The sequence below is a fragment of the Cryobacterium sp. 10S3 genome (assembly GCF_034344045.1).
Lineage (GTDB): Bacteria > Actinomycetota > Actinomycetes > Actinomycetales > Microbacteriaceae > Cryobacterium > Cryobacterium glucosi.
Genome location: NZ_CP133773.1, coordinates 2,907,185 through 2,925,499 on the forward strand (window position 1 = coordinate 2,907,185; position 18,315 = coordinate 2,925,499).

General features: G+C 63.1%; 19 protein-coding genes and 1 tRNA gene. 11 read left to right on the forward strand and 9 right to left on the reverse strand.

Translation table 11 applies throughout. The features are described from left to right. The first annotated feature begins 138 nt into the window (after positions 1-138). Together RHM57_RS13445 and RHM57_RS13450 are read left to right on the forward strand one after the other, a co-directional pair. A complete protein-coding gene (locus RHM57_RS13445) occupies positions 139-627 on the forward strand; it encodes a hypothetical protein (RefSeq protein ID WP_322188350.1) in 489 nt (162 codons plus the stop codon). A gap of 81 nt (positions 628-708) precedes the next feature. Beyond that, positions 709-1,632, forward strand: a complete 924-nt coding sequence (locus RHM57_RS13450; RefSeq protein ID WP_322188352.1) for an Ltp family lipoprotein — start codon at positions 709-711, stop codon at positions 1,630-1,632. Between the two features lie 269 nt (positions 1,633-1,901). On the opposite strand, the gene RHM57_RS13455 is transcribed toward RHM57_RS13450, so the two are convergent. Continuing rightward, entirely contained in the window at positions 1,902-2,336 is a 435-nt protein-coding gene (locus RHM57_RS13455; RefSeq protein WP_322188354.1) for a DUF3846 domain-containing protein, read from the reverse strand. Positions 2,337-3,441: 1,105 nt separating this feature from the next. On the opposite strand from RHM57_RS13455, the gene RHM57_RS13460 reads away from it, so the two are divergent. The 3 genes from RHM57_RS13460 (at position 3,442) to RHM57_RS13470 (ending at position 5,539) form a co-directional block, all read left to right on the forward strand. Continuing rightward, positions 3,442-3,948, forward strand: a complete 507-nt coding sequence (locus tag RHM57_RS13460; RefSeq protein WP_322188356.1) for a hypothetical protein — start codon at positions 3,442-3,444, stop codon at positions 3,946-3,948. A gap of 484 nt (positions 3,949-4,432) precedes the next feature. Further along, positions 4,433-4,729 carry a hypothetical protein gene (locus tag RHM57_RS13465; RefSeq protein ID WP_134564062.1) on the forward strand — a complete coding sequence of 99 codons (297 nt, stop codon included), beginning with the start codon at positions 4,433-4,435 and terminating at the stop codon, positions 4,727-4,729. Positions 4,730-4,945: 216 nt separating this feature from the next. Beyond that, the gene (locus tag RHM57_RS13470) at positions 4,946-5,539 is read left to right on the forward strand and encodes an NUDIX hydrolase (protein ID WP_322188358.1); all 594 of its coding nucleotides are present in this window, start codon (positions 4,946-4,948) and stop codon (positions 5,537-5,539) included. Here RHM57_RS13470 and RHM57_RS13475 read toward each other — a convergent pair. Continuing rightward, the gene (locus tag RHM57_RS13475; protein WP_322188360.1) at positions 5,465-6,676 is read right to left on the reverse strand and encodes a helix-turn-helix transcriptional regulator; all 1,212 of its coding nucleotides are present in this window, start codon (positions 6,674-6,676) and stop codon (positions 5,465-5,467) included. The two genes, RHM57_RS13470 and RHM57_RS13475, sit on opposite strands and share 75 nt — an antisense overlap. 161 nt (positions 6,677-6,837) lie before the next feature. Here RHM57_RS13475 and RHM57_RS13480 point away from each other — a divergent pair, with 161 nt between their 5' ends. From RHM57_RS13480 to RHM57_RS13495, 4 genes are all read left to right on the forward strand, one after another. Continuing rightward, the gene (locus RHM57_RS13480) at positions 6,838-7,224 is read left to right on the forward strand and encodes a hypothetical protein (RefSeq protein ID WP_322188362.1); all 387 of its coding nucleotides are present in this window, start codon (positions 6,838-6,840) and stop codon (positions 7,222-7,224) included. A gap of 73 nt (positions 7,225-7,297) precedes the next feature. After that, complete coding sequence (locus RHM57_RS13485; protein ID WP_322188364.1) at positions 7,298-8,701, forward strand: FtsK/SpoIIIE domain-containing protein; 1,404 nt, start codon at positions 7,298-7,300, stop codon at positions 8,699-8,701. Positions 8,702-8,742: 41 nt separating this feature from the next. Further along, on the forward strand, positions 8,743-10,158 hold the full coding sequence (locus RHM57_RS13490; protein WP_322188366.1) for a replication initiator: 1,416 nt from the start codon (positions 8,743-8,745) through the stop codon (positions 10,156-10,158). Further along, positions 10,155-10,367, forward strand: a complete 213-nt coding sequence (locus RHM57_RS13495; RefSeq protein WP_322188368.1) for a helix-turn-helix domain-containing protein — start codon at positions 10,155-10,157, stop codon at positions 10,365-10,367. The genes RHM57_RS13490 and RHM57_RS13495 overlap by 4 nt, the downstream gene beginning before the upstream one ends. 138 nt (positions 10,368-10,505) lie before the next feature. Here the strand turns inward: RHM57_RS13495 and RHM57_RS13500 are convergent, their stop codons facing one another. The 7 genes from RHM57_RS13500 to RHM57_RS13530 all read right to left on the reverse strand — a co-directional run bounded on the left by RHM57_RS13500 (position 10,506) and on the right by RHM57_RS13530 (position 16,876). Next, entirely contained in the window at positions 10,506-11,345 is an 840-nt protein-coding gene (locus RHM57_RS13500) for a hypothetical protein (protein ID WP_322188370.1), read from the reverse strand. Between the two features lie 170 nt (positions 11,346-11,515). Further along, entirely contained in the window at positions 11,516-12,850 is a 1,335-nt protein-coding gene (locus RHM57_RS13505) for a site-specific integrase (RefSeq protein WP_322188372.1), read from the reverse strand. Positions 12,851-12,994: 144 nt separating this feature from the next. Continuing rightward, a tRNA-Arg gene (locus RHM57_RS13510) sits at positions 12,995-13,066 on the reverse strand. 38 nt (positions 13,067-13,104) lie between these two features. Continuing rightward, a complete protein-coding gene (locus tag RHM57_RS13515; RefSeq protein ID WP_322137252.1) occupies positions 13,105-14,040 on the reverse strand; it encodes a CHAP domain-containing protein in 936 nt (311 codons plus the stop codon). A 118-nt stretch (positions 14,041-14,158) separates the two neighbouring features. Continuing rightward, positions 14,159-14,656, reverse strand: coding sequence for an HNH endonuclease (locus RHM57_RS13520; protein WP_134450064.1), 498 nt, complete (start codon positions 14,654-14,656; stop codon positions 14,159-14,161). 388 nt (positions 14,657-15,044) lie between these two features. After that, positions 15,045-15,743: a C40 family peptidase gene (locus RHM57_RS13525; protein ID WP_322189864.1), complete on the reverse strand. Its 699-nt coding sequence runs from the start codon at positions 15,741-15,743 to the stop codon at positions 15,045-15,047. A gap of 425 nt (positions 15,744-16,168) precedes the next feature. Further along, positions 16,169-16,876, reverse strand: a complete 708-nt coding sequence (locus RHM57_RS13530) for a metal-dependent transcriptional regulator (RefSeq protein ID WP_322188374.1) — start codon at positions 16,874-16,876, stop codon at positions 16,169-16,171. 70 nt (positions 16,877-16,946) lie between these two features. On the opposite strand from RHM57_RS13530, the gene serC reads away from it, so the two are divergent. Both serC and RHM57_RS13540 read left to right on the forward strand, forming a co-directional pair. Beyond that, entirely contained in the window at positions 16,947-18,065 is a 1,119-nt protein-coding gene (gene serC / locus RHM57_RS13535; RefSeq protein ID WP_322140969.1) for a phosphoserine transaminase, read from the forward strand. Positions 18,066-18,073: 8 nt separating this feature from the next. Next, positions 18,074-18,307, forward strand: a complete 234-nt coding sequence (locus RHM57_RS13540) for a DUF2530 domain-containing protein (protein ID WP_322137249.1) — start codon at positions 18,074-18,076, stop codon at positions 18,305-18,307. Positions 18,308-18,315 lie beyond the last annotated feature (8 nt).

Sequence of the window (18,315 nt, forward strand, 5' to 3'; positions counted from 1 at the left end):
CGGCGCCTGCAACCCACTCCCCACCTTGAGACGCCAGCCGAACAACGACCAATTACTCGCAGCACTACCCCCACCATGACACCGACACGAGGGCCCAACATGCACATAGACGATGAACACGCGACACCGGAATCGACAATGGCCAGTGGCGACCCAGTAACGGGCGCCCCGCGTGAGGAACATCCGGCACTCACGTCGGCATCGGCCTTCACCAAACGAGAGCTCCGTCTCGGGGCCGCCGGCATTGGGCTCGGACTATTTGTCGGCGTTCTCGGCACCGTCGGCATCGGGTTGCTCGCCAGCAATATCAGCACGCTCGCGGCGACCACGCCGATGACGGATGCCGCCACGGCCTGCCACGTCACGGGGAACGCGTCGATCACCGTCGGCGACAAAGGACAGAGCATCTCGATGAAGAGCACCGGCGCCAAGTCCACAGGTGCCAAGATGACCGACCTCTCCTGCATATTCACCCAGCTCGAAGCCCCCGACAGCATGATCAGCCGCATCGATAGCACCCGCGCTCTCGACGGCCGCCAGACCGCGAGCTGGAAGGACTACTCCGCGTCGTGGGGATATCACCCGGACAACGGCCTCGACATCGTGATCGAGGTCGTCGCGAAGTAGCAGCCTCGCATTCCTATCCCTGTCCAACTCAGTCCCACTCACATTTGTCAGCAGCACACACACCGAACCGGAGAACACACCATGACCAACAACGTCCCCCAGACCAACCCAGCTGGCGTTCCCGCCGGACAGAAGGAACAGACAGTCAATACCTACGCCGCGCCGACAACCCAAGGCACGCCCGGCGGTTACACGCCGGCACCCACCCCCGGAAAATCCTTCGTCGTCACCTGGCTCTTCGCCTGGCTGCTCGGCGGGCTCGGCATCGACCGCTTCTACCTCGGCAAGATCGGCACCGGCCTACTCAAACTGGTTACCTTCGGCGGCTTCGGCGTCTGGTGGCTCGTGGACCTGATCCTTGTGCTCGCGGGAGCTCAGCGCGACAAGCAGGGCCACTCGCTAGTCGGCTACCGGGAACACCGAAAGATCGCCCTGATCATCACGGCCGCCGGCATCCTGCTCTCGATCATCACCTCGACTGTCAACGCGGCCAACGCGGGCAAGTCTGCGACAACGGTGTCCGTCAGCGCCCCCAGCGCGGCACCGACCGCCAGTGCTGCACCGACGCCCCTCGCGACTGCAACACCGACGCCGGTTGCAACCGTGCCACCCGCACCGGTGGAGGCGACTGCGCCGGTCCAGGAGACGACCGTACCTGCGCCTGCCGTACCGGTTGCGGCTGCTCCGGCTCCTGCGGTGCCCGCCGCGTACAAGTCCGCGTTGGCCAAGGCCACGAGCTACTCGAAGACGATGCATATGAGTAAGGCGGGAATCTACGATCAGCTCACATCGGAGTTTGGCGAGCAATTCCCGCCGGAGGCGGCTCAATACGCGGTGGATAATGTCCAGGCCGACTGGAACGCGAACGCTCTCGCCAAGGCGAAGTCGTACCAGGATCAAATGTCCATGTCGCCCGAGGCGATTCGTGATCAGCTCTCCAGCGCTTACGGCGAAAAGTTCACAGCTGATGAAGCTGACTACGCTGTCCAGCATTTGAACGGCTAGGCGGTCGATCAACGCGAGGACGACGCTCGCTCTCGGGGGCCTCGCGTCCCGGGTCCAGACAAATTCCACTACCAGATCCCTCGCAGCGTCAGGCCGCTGCTTCATCTATTGCGGTTCTGCCCACTTCGTCCGAAGGATTGGAAGCCATCACGCCAGGCACCCCGACGAGCATTGCGTTCGTCGGGGTGTCCTGCTGTCCTGCCGAAGCAACTCGGCCGGCTATTCACCGGTCACCGTTGAATGGCATAGTCCCTGACTAGCGTGGGGCGTTAGTTGCGGCGGAGTAGGGCGACGAGGGCGGGGAAGGGAGCGAGGCTCTCGGCGAGGCGGTCGACGATCTTCGGGTCGGGCTTGCTCTGGAAAACGCGGTTGATGCGGGAGAGCTGGGTGTCGGTAAGGCTGATGGTGTCACCGGTGTTGGGGTTGCAGCCGAGGGCGATGCCGGTTCCGAAGAGCACGGCGGGGGTGCCGAGGGCGTGGGCGACGATGGTGAGGTAGAGGTTCAGTGGGGATCCGTTGATGGCGCCTTCGTCGTCGACGAAGAGGTCGATGTCTCCGTCGAGGCGGACGACGTCGAAGTAGTCGCAGGGGATGCTGCGCTGGAGGGCTTCGACGTTGTTGGGGTCGGGCTGGATGTGGACGTGCTGGATCTGCTCGTGGGTGATGCGCAGGGCCCGGAGCGGGGTCTTGGGTGTGGTGGTCATTGGTCTCTCCTTCTCGATCGACTGGTTTTTTTGCCTTCCGGCGAGAGAATCGATAGCGAGCGGGAGTGGTGGAGTGCCCAGAATTTGGGGCGAAATAAGGGAGCGTGCGACCGCGTCCGAAAATCTGGGCACGGAGCCACGGAGCGAGCTACGGTCGACAGCCGGAAAGGTCAAAAAAGCCTCACCAGCACAGTGCCGCGTAGCGGCTCCACCCAGCACTGGCATGAGGCCCTTCGTCCTGGGCATGAGCGCCTCCTTCCTCGAGCGATGCGAACGGATCATGCGATGGGTTGTGCGTTTCAGAGCAGATTGAGCGGGTCGGTTATGTAGACGACGTCGACGTGGAGGTGGTCGCAGCTGTCGTCGAGCCTCAGCTGAATCGACCGACGATTCGTCCGGATCGAGGAGTCTCCATCAACTGCTGGATGAGGCCGGGAGGGAACACCCCAAAGATGGGCTCAATTCGTGCTCCCACCCTCCTCAAACAGGAATGAGATGCACCTTCGAAGCTAGTGTGTCGAGAGGGGCACTAGCTCTCCACGCGACGAGCGCGGGACCGGGATGCAAGTTGGCGCACGATGAAAATGGGGGGGGTCGAAACCTTGAACGACAGCGTTCGGGGTACCGAGATAGCTTTGGCGGTTCCGGTCAGGGGCTTTAACCCAAGGCCCGAGTCTGGTTGGCCGTGGTTCCTTACCGAATACGAAGTCAACTATGTCGAGCGATTCAATGTTCGACCTATGCGCGACCAACTATGGGCAGACGAAGCTGCTGCGGACGCAAGGCTGGATCTTGAGGCCGAGGGAGTGCGCTCCCACCCACGCGCCAAGCTCAAGGCGCCGCGTCAGCCGACGAGGTTGCGACGACATGTCAGGCATCCCTGGATCGTCATAACGATCGCAGCCCTGCTGGTAGGCGCAGCCGCGTATTACGGATATCGAAGCCAGCTCAACATGGAACTCGTTCACAAGCTGACCTCCGAGGTCAGCACGTGGGACGCTCATTGATATCGCCGGACGAAGGAGTTCGAACTTCGGTTCAGGATGCTCCTCGATCAAAGGAGCCGAAAAAGCGATTAGGCCTGTCTGCGACCTGGGCGACCGTGATGATTCTGATACCGGGCCTCTTACTCGGAGGGAGCATCGGCTTCAACCAATACACGGCCTCACAGGTCGCGACCGCCCAGTCTGACGTTGACCAAGCGCAAGTAGCTGCCCACCAGCGCAGCGCCAAAGCCGCGGCCTCACTCCAGGCTCGTCAAGCCGCCAACGCAGCCGCCGCCACGGCATCAGCTGCACAGAAGTCGCAAGACGACGCGATGAAGGACCAGGGTTATTCCCCCGCATCCAAGGACTTGTACTTCCGATTCGCGCCCGACAAGAATTTCACCTGCGGCAGCGTTCCGTGCGCGGCGGTCTACATCTACACGTTTGCCGCTTGTGCCTCTGGCGTCTACATCGCCGCAAGCATCATGGACGGGTCGTCGTCAGTTGGGTTCACGAACAAGATAACTGGCGCGCTCTCCGCAGCCAGTGACGCAAGCGCGATGTTGGAAAACTATCTTGGCTACGGAACGTCATTCAAGATAACCGACGTGCACTGCATGGGCTGACTCAAAGTCGGGGAGCAGAGTGCGAGCAAGGACCTCGACAGCCAGCCCACAGCCTTGGCCGACTGACTATGGGGAAGGCTATACCGAAAGATCGCGATTGCCCGTCGGAACACGCTTTTGCGTCCGCAGCGCCATGCATAGCGTTCGTGCTTGTAGAGCAAGAGTACTGATGCTCCGCGGGCGGGAGTGAGGCCGCAATGCAGCGTCCACACGACATGGGTCTGAATGATCTTGCCGGAGTAGGACGGAGTGACCTCTTGACTCGATACCCGGCGTCATCCCAGGGCTCAGTCAGGTCGCCAATTCGGACCTCGGCACCGAGGAGGCGACGAGTGCGTTCCGTGCTTCAACAATGCAGCGGACGTCCTTAGTGTTTCCAAGGTTCGTCATTCGACGCTGGAGCTGCCTCTAGCGGAGTTGATCCACTTTCGGGATAGCGAAGCTGTAGGCCGGTTTGAGTTGCTGGGCCGATAGAGTCCGAATCATGACTTGGGATACTTTATCGATCGTCGGCCTCTATGTTGGCTCCGCCGTGTTGCCAGCCATTGGCCTGTGGGGCCTGTATCGCACTGCTGTTGGCGATACGAGAACATACGAGGTCGCTCCAACGTCAGCCAACGGAGAAGGGACAACCTTCGGACAAATGAATGTTCTTGTCGATTTTCTAAGCCGCGCGGCACTTGGCCGGCCACAAGCTGCGATCAGGGACTTTGTCTTCATCGGTTCAGGTCTGTTACTCGGGGCTGTAGCAAGTATCTGGTCCGTCGTACGGCCCTTTTGACTGCGGGCTCCGCCTACTTGACGGAGTAGAGATAATTTGGACACGGACCGAGGGTTGATTTCACGCTGAGGTCCAGCCCGGTGGTTGCGCAGCGGCGGAGCGGGGAGCGAAGCGGACCGCGCCGCCTTGCCTGCAGAAATCCGACGCGAATGAAATTCTCAGTAGAATCGCCCTGACCCGGAGTCGGTTGCCGCCGCATCTGGCTACGATCAGACCGTGGAACCTAACGTTGGGGCGGATTCTCTGCCAGAGCTGGGCGGTCTCGGAGAGATCGACGAATTGCGCTGGGTACAGCACGGGGAACGGTCCCTGTATGAGAATAAGTGGGTGCGTCTGACGCTTGCCGACGTGACACCTCCCGACGGCAACCGGTTCGAACACCACGTCGTCCGCTTGCAGCGCGTGGTCATGGTCGCGGTCGTTGACGACATCGACCGCGTTCTGCTTCTCTGGCGGCATCGTTTCGTACCGGATTCCTGGGGCTGGGAACTTCCTGGCGGGATCGCAGAGGCCGGTGAGAGCGATGATCGAACTGCCATTCGGGAAGTCGTTGAAGAGACTGGCTGGAAGCCGCTGACGTTGGAACGGTTGGCAGAGTTTCAGCCGATGCCTGGGATGGTCGACAGCCCGCACGTCATCTTCACGGCCTATGGAGCTGAGCATGTCGGCGAGCCCACGGATGCCGAAGAAGCGTCGATCGTTAAATGGGTGCCGCTGACAGAAGTTGCATCCCTCCTATCGGCGGGGTTGATCGCCGGTGCTGGGTCGATCGTCGGGTTGCTCCAATTGTTGGCCTCGAGGACTGGGTAGTTCGATTGCCGCAAGGCGATTGAGAAGCCGCTGCGACCCGACTTCGCGAGCAAGCTCTTTGGCGAGCCGGATGTGTTGCCTCGACTCATCACGTTGACCTGCAGCGGCCAAGGCTCGCGCAAGATCAGCGTGAACGGCGCACCGCGCGCGAACGAAGTCCGGATCGAGGTCGACGAGCACGTTCCTGAGATCGTCAATCGCAGCCGGGTCGCCCAGCTGTGACAATGCACTGCCCCTCCATCGAGTCAGGTGAGTGACATCCAGCGTTAGAAACGGTAGTTCGAAGTCCACCGGATCAGCGGGAAGAATCTTGAAGGCCTGCTCGAATGCGCGTCGGGCTGGTTCGGCAGCGCCTTCGGCCGCCAGGAACTCCCCCTCCGCTGCAAGCAGCCATGCACGCAACATCGGAGGAAGCGGCGCAAGTGCCGAGGCGTACGCGATCAGTTCGCGGGCTTTCGTCGGTCGGCCCAACTCGAGCAGCGCATAGGCCTGTTCGCCGATGGCGTGCGCGAGCAGTGCGGGTTGGTTCCCCTCAAGACCCGCGAGGCGAGCAGTCGTGAAGTGATCCCATGCGCGCTTCGCGGCGCCTGAGTCAAGGGCCTGCCATCCGGCCAGGGCCGCAGCGTCAGCAAGGACACGGGCCAGCGCTTCCCGCTGGCCGGCAGCGACGGAATGTGCGAGCAACCCCTTAAGCATGTCGACGTGCGCGGTCATCTGATCGAGCATGATCGCAGCGCCAAAGCGTCGGTCTTGCAGCCTGAAGTAGTGCGTCTGGGTTTTCATGAGGGTGACGAGAGCGCTGTCGACTCGTTCGGCGCTAAGCACGCGAGCCGACAGCTCTGCAAAGGCATCGACGGATCCGAGCGCCGGGTCGCCATTTGAGAAGCCGAGTTCAACATCCGTGAGGCCGTACATCTCGCGAAGGACTCGACGGTTGGCCGCGTCCGGTGTTCGCTTCCCGTTCTCCCAGCGGGAGAAAGCCGTTCGAACGGAGCCGAACTCGCCGGCCGATATGCCGAGGCGCTCGGAGATCCGGATAAACGTATTCGCCGCGGCGTCTTGACTCCAACCCCGTGCCTGGCGCGCGCCGCGCAAGGCGGGACCAGCACCTGTTGGGACCGCGGCGGGAGCGACCATGATCGTTCATCATGCCCTGATCAAGGCGGAATTCAAGGGTTACTCGAAGAGACGGTTGCGTCAGCCCCCGTCAACCAGCGTCACTTATCTTCATTCCTCCGTGGCGATTTGCTTCAGGTATGGCCCGCTCCGAGGCCACACATCGAGGAGGAGAAACACACATGAAGCTCATGATCAATACGGAGGGCGTTGCCTTCTTCTGCACTCGCGCGCCGGAAGCGCGGACAGACCGCGAGAGCGGGGCCGCTCGCTTGGACCGCGAAACCGGGCTGCCCCTGTGGCAGGTGCAGGTGGCGGCACTCGACTCGACGGGCGGTGAGGTCTTGGCGATCACCGTCGTCGGACAGCCCGCCGTCGCGGTGGGGTCGGCCGTAGCTGTGGACAACCTGGTTGCGATCCCGTGGACCCAGGGCGACAGGTCCGGTGTTGCATACCGGGCATCCGCGCTGCGAACAGCCAGCGGCGCAATTCCGGGAGCTCACTCCGCGACGGGTGCCGAACGCCCGGCAGGTACCACCGGAAACCCGGCCGGCAAGCCAGGCGCGTAGTCCAGACGCAGGCTCGCTCAGCTCACCCCATCGAGCTGAGCGGGCCTGCAACCAAACTGTAGGGAGGTCCAAAGTGGTACGAAGCGAAAACAGTCAGCCGCCACTCGTCGCGACCGGCATCCTGGACGCTCTGATCGTCGCCGTGGTTCAGCTCACCTGGCTGGCTATCCGCACCGTGGCACGCCTGACGTGGTGGTCCCTTCTTTTCCCGATCCTCAGCGTCCCGATTCTCCTATCCGTGTGGGTATTCACCAAGGGTGGCTGGCAGCAGGGTTCCGCCCTCGCCCTGACTTTCGTTGCTGCGCTCGTGCTGTGGCGAATCTTCCGACCGTTGTCCTTTCGAGCCTGGATCACCGGCCGCATGTGGAAGCGGCGCCGCCGGTTTCACTACCTGCGCCGGTGGCCGAGCGTGTGCGCTCTGCACGGTCTGACGGCCGGTCTCGATGGCACCGTGCTGGTTCCGGTGCTCGGCAAGGTCGAGGTGGGCTATGACCGAGATAAATTGACGGTCAATATCCTGATCGGCCAGACATTTAGCGACTGGTCCTCACGATCCGAATCGCTCGCCTACGCCTTCGGGGCCATGGCCGTGCACATCGAACCGATCGCGCCGGGCTGGATCGTGATCACCGTGCAGCACTCCGACGTCCTCGCGACTCCCCTGATCACGCCCGCGCCAACGGAGCCCACCGACCTGCGGCACGTCCGGGTCGGTCTGCGCGACGATGGCTTGAGTTGGAATCTTGGGATCCAAGGGCACCACATGCTGGTCGCGGGCGCCACCGGTGCCGGCAAAGGCAGCGTTGTCTGGTCGGTGATCTGCGGCCTGGCGCCCGCGATTCGAGACGGGCTGGTCGCCCTCTGGGTCGTCGACCCCAAGGGCGGAATGGAGTTCGCCGCCGGCGAAGCCCTTTTCACCCGTTTCAGTCATGACACCGGAGAGAACACCCTCGCACTCCTCCGGGACGCCTGCTCGATTCTCGTAGCTCGCGCGAACCGACTTCGCGGGGTGACCCGTCAGCACGTCCCCACAGTCGAGGAACCACTGATCGTGATCGTCATCGACGAGCTCGCGACACTTACCGAGTATCTGACCGACAGGAAGCTTAAGGCGGAGATCGAGCAGTTACTCGGTCTCATCCTGTCGCAGGGCCGCGCCGTCGGGGTAACCGTCATCGCTTGCGTTCAAGATCCGAGCAAGCAGGTGCTGTCGCTCAGGCAGCTCTTCCCAATCCGGATCGGCCTGCGTTTGACCGAGGGCATTCAAGTGGGGATGGTCCTCGGAACCGGCGCACGCGAGCGCGGCGCGCTGTGCGATCTGATCAGTGATCAGACCCCCGGTGTCGGCTACGTCTCCGAAGACGGAAAAGCACGGATTAGCCGCGTACGCGCGTTTCACGTCACCGACACCGACATTGCTATTCTCGCGGCGACGTACCGCGCGCCGGAACCACACACCGACGAAGGGTCCGCATAGTGATTGCCCGATCTGGCACGTTCGACCAACGACTGCTCCAAGTGGACGACTACGAAATCGCCGAGATCATTGCCCGCGCGTCCTCGATCGGTTACGACCGATGGTGGGCCCGCGTGGCGGCGGCAGGCTACTGCGCCTCACCGATTCACCTCACACGTAGCGACGAGACGGGTAGCGCGAAGATTCTGGTCCGCTGCAAGAACCGGCGCCAAGCCGTCTGCCCGTCGTGCTCGGATCTCTATGCCGGCGACACTTGGCACCTCGTGCATGCGGGACTCGGTGGTGGCCAGGACGTCCCCCAGTCCGTGTCAGTTCATCCGAAGGTCTTCGTCACTCTCACGGCACCAAGCTTCGGCGCCGTCCACTCCGCGGGGCCGCTAACGTGCACACCGACGAAAGACGATGGGTTCTCGCGCCCTCGTCAATGTCGACACGGGCGGCCGATGGAATGCCACAGGGTCCACGACGGTGCAGACGAGCTCATTGGACAGCCGATCTGCCCGGACTGCTATGACTATGTCGGTCACGTGCTCTTCACTTGGCACGCACCGGAGCTGTGGGCGCGGTTCACACTGACTTTGCGCCGGATGTTGCGGCGGGAGTTGGTATCGCGCGGCGAATCTCCGAAAGCTTTGCGGGTTTCGTTCGTCAAAGTTGTGGAGATGCAGCGTCGGGGTGCACCGCATTTCCATTCGGTCATTCGGCTCGACTCGGCGGACGTGCCCTCTAAGGAGCCACCTCAACCGCCTGTCACGACGATCACGGCGGATGTTCTCGCCGGGTTGGCACGCCAAGCCGCGATCTCAACGCACATCGAGGTGCCTGGCTCTGACGGCGACGTTATTGCGCTTGTATTCGGCAGTCAGATGGACGCGCAGTGTCTCCCGACGCCGGACGAGACCAACGAGACCGCGTCCTCTTTCAATAATGGCGGGTCCACCGCCAGCGGTCGCCGTGTTGCCGGTTACCTCGCCAAGTACGTCACGAAGTCCGTTGCAGACTTCGGCTTGGCACCACGACGAATCAGTCGATACGCGATTGAGCATCTGCAAGTCTCTGACCATTTCCGCAACTTGCTTCGGACGATCGTTCTGATCGCCGCCGATCCTGAGCGCGAGCGCATGCTCGACTGGCTTCACGCACTCGGCTACCGCGGTCACATCACGACGAAGTCGCGCAGTTACTCCACGACAATGACTGCCCTGCGGGCACGCCGGTCCGAGTACAGGAAGCAGAGTCAAAGCCATAGATATGACGCCCCCCTCTTAGGGGCAATGGGCGTCACTACTGCAGCACCCCAGCAGCCGGCACAGCGCGACTCCGAGTGGCAGTACGAGAAGCATGGTCTCGCGACAAGCGGCGAGCGTTTGCTGGCTGTCTCCGCGGCCGTCCGCGAACGTGAGGCACGATGGGCGGCTCGCCAACTATCCGATTCCGCAGGAGGACCAGAAATATGAGCGATGAATCCGGCGAGGTGGCATTTGAACCAATCGCCGTCGATACGGGCACTGCCGCGCGACTACTCGGGTTGAGCCCGTCAACGGTCCGGGCGTACATGCGTCGCGGAGACCTGCTCCCCCGCTATTCAGGGCGGAAGCCGATCTTCACGATCGACGAGCTGAGGAAGTTCGTTGAGACGCTGCCAGACGAGCCGAGGCGATTGTAACCGCTGGGTGGCATCCTCGGTCCCTAGTCGCTCCGAGTCAGCTCCGACGCCTCGTTTCGCAAGACGATGTCATATTCGTCTCCCGTCAATGGGAGCCCGTCTGAAACTAAGCCGCGGTCGTTAGGCGGGGGTCCAAACCTAGGTCCGGCTAGATACCGCCCAAAAATCGTCGAGACTCCGAGGTTCCTTTATCCATGATTTCTTCTGTTCTTCTCCGACGTCTATTGCACCTAAGTGGATAAGTAGGCCTGCCAGCAACTCGGCGCCAGTCCAGCGCCGATATATGTCGAGTTCCTGAACTTGATCAGGCTGGGAGCCACCGGAAATCCGGGCCGTTTCAAGATAAAAATCTACCCACTGCAGGCACTCGGCCTCAAGGATATGTGTGAAGTGCAACAGCGCTACGTTGCCCTGGGCATCTGAGAGTTGTTGCATATGTTGCCGGAGGGCCGCTGTCCCGCGGCCGAGCGCGTCGACGACTCGTGGTTCCGTGTGCATAGCGCGGGGAACGCTGCCGCCTGGCACGAAAGGCGATGGTGGAAATGGCGTCCACCCTTCTGGAAGGAAGGGCGAAGGCGACTGTTCCAAGTCTTGTTGGACGATATCGAACATGTCTGACGCAACCACGGCATGGCGAACGGCCGACATCTGCGCCCCGACTCGGTTCTCTTTGATGTGCGGGTCGCGGGGTACCAGATAGTTCAGAATCTTCCAGGCATCGTGAGTAACCGCCGTCACGAGGAACGCGATCAGAGGTTGCCGGCGTGCTGCCTCAGCGCGGTCCACAAAGTAATCAACGAGAAAGAGGGCGACAAGCGTCGTGAGCGGCAAACCGATAGTTCCAGATAAGACTCCGGCAGTCAGCGCGTGGTCTTGCATCCACGCCGGGATCAGGCCATCCAGCAGGAGAGCGACAGCAATTCCAGCCGCTGCCAGAAGTGCAAGGAAGGAGATGAGCCTTACGGTCAGTTTGTTCATGATCGTCTCTGTGAGCTATATGCATTCTTCAGGTCTGCCGGAGGGCTCCTCAGCCTACAACTCGGCTCGTGTTGCTGGCGCCCGGCAGGTTAGGCCTTGCGATTCTTGGAAAGGTACACCGCCAGCAATCGCCTCCGCCACGTGCGAGATTCGTAGGTGGCGGTGTACACCTACGAGTCGATTGACGGACTGACCGCCCGCTGTCGTGCAGTACCTAGACTAGTTGAATGCGGTGATAGCGCCCCGGCGAAGTGGGTGCCCAAGCGGTCCATGGCATCCCTGGCAGCAGCACTCGAAACGTGTTGGTAGCGGCGAGTGATCTCGTCGGAGGCGTGACCGACGATCTCTCCGATGATGCGGGCGTCGACGCCCAGCTCCATAAGAACCGTCGCCGTTGTGTGCCGTGCCCAATGTGTCGTCGGCGCGGGTGGCGTTCCCTCGGCCTGGTCCTTGAGTGGCTTCGCCTGCTCAGCGGTGATCACGCCGGCGGCCAAAAGGAGGTCTCGCCATTCCTCGCTGTCCTGGCCCGACGTGATCGGAGAACCGTCGGGGTTGCGCCAGATGAGACCGTGCGGGTTTGGCCGATCCGCGGTCGCAGCGAGATAGCGACGGAGTGCTTCGACGAGCTGGGGAATCAAGGGGAAAGTCCGAGGTTTCCCGGACTTCGGCCGCACGAGACAAAGGCGTCCGTCGAGTTGTCGGTACTCAAGGCCATCGGCCAAGATCAATCGACGCTTCGGGCAAGATCCGCCGCGTTTGACAGCGCACTTGCCGCCGCAGCCATGTTCAAACCGTGCTTCCGTCAATGACCACTGAATTGTGAACAAGCCCTTGTCTAGGTCGAGACTGTCGAGGGTGGCCCCGAGGCGCTCCCCTTGCCGCACGCCACCGAGCAGGGCTGTCCACCATCGGGTCCCATCGGTTCGCACGCTTGCTGCCGCGAGGATCTTGATCGCGTCCTGAGTCGGCAAGGCGTCCCGGCTCGAGATCGCGGCCCGCGGCGCATCGACGTCGGCGACGACATTACGGCCGACGATGCCGTCGCGGCGGGCCGATTCGAACATGGCTGACATGATGTTATGCGCCTTCAGCGCTGTCGACGACGAGCGGCCCGCCTGCGCAATCCGCTGGTAGACCTCGCGCACGTCGGAAGGCTTCACAAGGGACATCCGCTTCTTGCCGATCACGGGGACGATCCAGCTGCGTGTCACCGACTCATAGGCGGCGAACGGCTTCGGCTTGAGCTTGGGCCGACAGACAGTTTCAAGCCAATGGCTCGCCCACTGCTCTACGGTTCGCCGTCGATCCAGTGGCGCGCCATAGATCTTGATCTCCTCCTTGAGCTCGTTCAGCTTGTCGCGGGCGCCGCGCTGAGTGCGCGAGGTGACCGTCTCCTGCTTCCGTCGTCCATCGGGAGTAAAGCCGATGTCGATGACGCCGCGCCAGAGATTCTTCGATGGGATGTAGAACAGAGCACCGTCGCCAGGCGATCGCTTCTTAGGCATGAGCCGTGCGATTCGGTACACACATAAGTACACACATGGGTACACACATAGGTACACACATACACCTGATATCAGGTGACGACTAGTGATGACGAGGAAATGCGCTTCACCAGTCTTTTACTGGCATCGAAGGCTATTTCAGTGTGCCCCTGGAGGGATTCGAACCCCCAACCGTTTCCTTAGGACGGAACTGCTCTTCCGTTGAGCTACAGAGGCTGGCTGTCAAAGTTTAGCTGGTGCGAGCCCGATCAGGATCACGCGGGCGGGTATAGGAACAGCGCGACGTCGCTCGGCGAGACCGTGCGCTTGTGATACGCGTGGCTGCCCATCCAGTTGTACTCCTCGAGCACGACGGATCCGTCACCGCCGATCGACTGCACATAAGCGACATGGTTGTAGTTGAACCAGGCGACCGCGCCGACGACGGGTGTCTTGCTCGTGGTCCAGCCGTGGTTGGACCACGCACTCGCCCAGGCGCTCGCGTTGCCGCCGCCGGGGGTCAGGCTGTTCCAGGTCCAGCGCCAGGAAGAGCCGGTCGAACCGGCGTCGCGGTTCAGGCGCCAGGCCACGAAGTCGACACACTCGCGGTAGTAGTAACTGAGCGGGGATAGGCCGCCACCCTGCGACTCGGTGGGCATGTTGTACCAGGGGTAGTCATCACCCTCCGCACGCACGCCGTAGACGGCGAAGGCCGCCGCAGCGGCACGGGCGGTCGCCACCTGCTGGGCAGCGAGGGCCTTCTTGGCCGCGAGCGCCTGCGCCGCGAGCTGCTCTTTCGTGGTGGCAGCGAAGCCGTCACGCGAAACAGTGACCGCGGTCGCCGCTGCTGCGACGGTGAGGCCCTGCACGGTCTTGTTCCCCGACGAGTGCGTTGCGCTCGTCATGTCACCGGCTGCGCGCGGAGTGAAGGCGTACGCGGGCAATGCCGCGGTGAGGAAGATGGCCGGGATGGCGAACACGGCGATCGCGATCTTGACCGGATGCCGCCGCTTGCGTGGGAAACGACCGACCGGCTTCGCGGGCGAGGCCGAAAAACGGCTACGCGGCCTCACTGCGGGAACGACGACGGGTTCGGGCTTCGGTGCCAGGAATTGCTCCGTGGCCGGGCTCAAAGCCGGGAGCGCGTCGCGCTTGGCCCGGAGTTCGCGACGAGTGAGAAAGACCTCGGGGCTCGCTTCGGAATCGGACACGCCAGACTCGGGCAACAGGATTCCTCTGGATCGTGGCGTATCAATCGGGTTCATCCCACCCTAGGGGAAACCGTCGAAGAAGTCACCCCCGGCGTTACACATCCGTTACATTGCCTGATCAGGCGGCAGGCGCAAGATACTCGTCCCATTGCGGCAATGGTCGCTCGACTCCGCGCACGACCCAGCTGGACCCGATCGGGATCTTCGGATGGAAGAGCAGATCCCAGCCCATCTCGGCGGGAGTGCGATCGCTCTTGATGTTGTTGCAGCGCAGGCAGCAGGCCACGAGGTTGTCCCAGCTGTCCCGGCCACCGCGGGAACGGGGCTGCACGTGGTCGATCGTATTCGCAGTCCGGCCGCAGTACGCGCAGCGATGGTCATCCCTGCGGAGTACGCCGCGCCGGCTCACCGGCAGCGAACGGGAGCGCGGGAGATGCACGTACCGCGTGAGGATGATCACGCTCGGTCGATCCCACGAGCCTGTCGTCGCCCAGACCGGGTGGGCCTGGTCGGCGGCCACGATGGTGGCCTTCTGATTCATGACCAGCACGATGGCCCGTTTGAACGAGACCACGGCGAGGGGCTCGTAGCCCGCGTTCAGAACAAGTGTGCGCATTCGTTCCCTTTCGAAAAGGGCTGGACGGCTTCCAGCCATTCGATCTACTCCCTCGCACCGAGAGTCAGGGGCAAACGGGCAAACAAAAAGGGCGCTGTCACAATGACAACGCCCTACGGTCTGAAACGCGAGAACACGCACAACTCAGACAAGTTTGACTGCCGTGCCGCAACGCAAAGCGGCAGCGCACATCCATGGTGTGGATCGTGCATCGCTCGCGCATTGGCTCTCCCAAAAGACTCGCAGTACTACAGAGCATCAGGTTAACGCACAAGCGACACGCCGCGCAGCACCCCACAACACTTCGTGGGCAAGCTGTTACGCATTGTTCACATCGTTGCCGCCCGGCGAGGCCACGTCACGGCCTCGCCGGGCCCGTCGGAGCGACTCAGATCCCGAGGCGGACGATGTAGTACGAGCTCGTCCAGATGGGCTGCACCCTCACGGAAGCCCCCTCATAGGGCGCGTGCAGAATGTTGCCATTGCCGGCGTAGATGCCGTCGTGACCGTCCATGATGACAAGGTCACCCGGCTGCGCATCGGCGAGGGAGATGCGGGTGCCCGCGGCGCCCTGGCCTGCTGCCGAATGCGGCAGGCTGATCCCGAACTGGGCGTAGACGTACATGACGAAGCCCGAGCAGTCGAAACCGGCGGGGGTCGACCCACCGTAGACATAGGGAACACCCTGGTACTGCAGGCCGACGTTATAGACGGATGCGAGGCTGAACGTCGGGTAGGACGGGTTCGCCAGGAAGTCGGAGACCGACGGCCCCGAATACGCGGCCGCATACGTCGTCATGGAGGCGGCCGCGGCGACGCGGCGCGCTTCGGCTGCTGCTGCGGCGGCCGCAGATGCTGCTGCTGCCTTGGCCGCGGCGATCTCTTCCGGCGTCGTGGCGCTGAAGCCGTCGCGGGCGACGCTGACGGTCGAGGCCTGGTCGGCGACGGTGAGCGACTGGGCGCCCGACCGCGTGAGGGCCGTGGATGCCGTCGTGCCGTGCGCGATATCCGTGCCGGGAGAACTCGGCGCGAACGCGTATGCGGGGATCGCCATGGTGGCGACGAGTCCGCCGGCCAGGGTCATCATCACGACGTTGGCGATGGCGCCGCGCCGGCGTGACGGGCGGGTGAAGATCCCGCGCGCGGGGGCCTCTTCACGCTGCGCCGGCGTCGGGGCCGGCCGTGCGGGTGTCGGGGCAGAACCTCGACGGGACAGTCTTCTACCTAATTCTTCGGCCAAAGTGTGTACCTCCGGCGCCTCGACAACACTAGGTAGTTGCCCCGTCCAATGCGTTGGTCGCATGTGTTACCGAACCAGGAGACGGGAAGAGAGACGTCCTGCTTCGAGCCCGGCGGCCGGTTCTGGCCTGTGGGACTCGTCCGACAGTACGTGAGGTTTCTCCGTTTGTCACCCCTTGGTGACGATTTAGTAACGAACGCGTAACGAAAGGGTCATCTTTCGACCGACGACAACCCGGCATCCGTTCGGATTTTGCCCCGCGAAACGGGCGGTTAGAGAGCGGCGACCGGGGTAGCCACGAAGATGTGGCTCGCGACTTCATTGGGCAGTTCGAGACCCTCAGCGAACCCCGCGACCTCGACGAGAACGTAGGAGCCGAGTGCCGAGAAAACCGCCGAATTGCCCGGCATCACGCCGGCGTTCTTGAGCTGGGCGAGGAGTTCCGGGTCGAACTGCACCGGTTCGCCGAGGCGGCGGATGACGGCGGTCACCGGGGTCGTCGACCCCGCGACGACCTCGACGAGGTTCGTGACTCCCGCCATGAATGCGACGGCGGGCGAGTCGCCCAGTTCGTCGAGCCCAGGGATCGGGTTGCCATACGGTGACTCGGTGGGATGCCCGAGCATCTCCAGGATCTTGCGCTCGACCTGTTCGCTCATGACGTGTTCCCAGCGGCAGGCTTCGTCGTGGACGAACTCCCATTCGAGGCCGATCACGTCGCTCAGCAGGCGCTCGGCGAGGCGGTGCTTGCGCATGACATGCACGGCCTTACGGCGCCCGTTGATCGTGAGTTCGAGGTGGCGGTCGCCGGACACGACGACGAGCCCATCCCTCTCCATGCGCGCGACGGTCTGCGAGACGGTCGGGCCGGAATGGCCCAGTCGTTCGGCGATCCGGGCCCGGAGGGGGACGATCCCCTCCTCCTCCAGATCGAGGATGGTGCGGAGATACATTTCGGTCGTGTCGATCAGATCAGTCATCGCCGGCCTCCCAGTGCCTCCGTGTGCGTCACAACCTTATCGCCGTGTTAGGGGTCGTTAGAATCGCCTCATGTCGAATCTGATAATTCCCTCCGAACTCTTGCCCGTTGACGGACGATTTGGCTGCGGCCCGTCCAAAGTCCGTCAGGAACAGCTTGAGTACCTCCTTAAATCTGGCACGTCCATTATCGGTACCTCCCATCGTCAGGCGCCGGTGAAGAACCTGGTCGGCCGGGTCCGAACCGGCCTGGCGGAGCTGCTCCGCGCTCCGGAAGGCTACGAAGTCGTCCTCGGCAACGGCGGGTCCACCGCCTTCTGGGATGCAGCCGCGTTCTCCCTTATTTCCAAGAAGGCCCAGAACCTCGTCTTCGGCGAGTTCGGCGGCAAGTTCGCTGCCGCGGCGAGCGCACCGTTCCTCGAAGCACCCGACGTGATCAAGGCCCCGGCGGGCTCGCGCAGCGAGGCCGTTCCGACCGAGGGCGTCGACGTGTACGCCTGGCCGCAGAACGAGACCTCGACCGGTGTGATGGCGCCCGTCACCCGCGTGCACGGCGACGCCGGAGCGCTGACCGTCATCGACGCCACGAGCGCCGCCGCCGGCATCGACTACGCCGCCGACCAGGCGGATGCGTATTACTTCGCCCCGCAGAAGAACCTCGCCTCCGACGGCGGCCTCTGGATGGCGCTCTTCTCCCCCGCGGCCATCGAGCGCGTCGAGCAGATCGCCGCGAGCGGCCGGTACATCCCGGAGTTCCTCAGCCTGAAGAACGCGATCGACAACTCGCGCCTCAACCAGACCCTGAACACGCCGGCCGTGGCCACCCTGCTCCTGATCGAGAACCAGCTCGACTGGATCAACGGCAATGGCGGCCTCGCCTGGGCCTCCGCACGCACCCGCGAGTCCTCCTCGGTGCTCTACGACTGGGCAGCGACCGTTGACTACGCGACGCCGTACGTCGTCAACCCCGACCACCGTTCGCAGGTTGTCGCGACGATCGACTTCGACGACGCGATCGATGCCTCCGCCGTAGCCAAGGCGCTGCGCGCGAACGGCATCTCCGACACCGAGCCCTACCGCAAGCTCGGCCGCAACCAGCTGCGCGTCGCGACGTTCACGGCGATCGAGCCGAACGACGTACGCCAGCTCGTCAAGTCCATCGAATTCGTCGTCGCCAACCTGGGCAAATAGCGGTCCTCGTGCGCCTCTGGCTGAGAGACAGCGAGCGCCGGCCCGATCCTGAGCCGGCGAAAGCGGATGCGCGCACGCCGATCCTGATCGGAGCACTCGCCTGGCTCGTGGCCGCGGGTCTCGCCCTGGCTTTCCAGGGTGAGCTCGCGGCCCGCGGGCTCGGCTGGTGGCTGTGGTGCGCGGTGGCCGGGGTCGGTCTCGGCGTCGCCGGGCTGGTCTGGCTGCGCCTGAGGCGCCGGTAGCGCGTCAG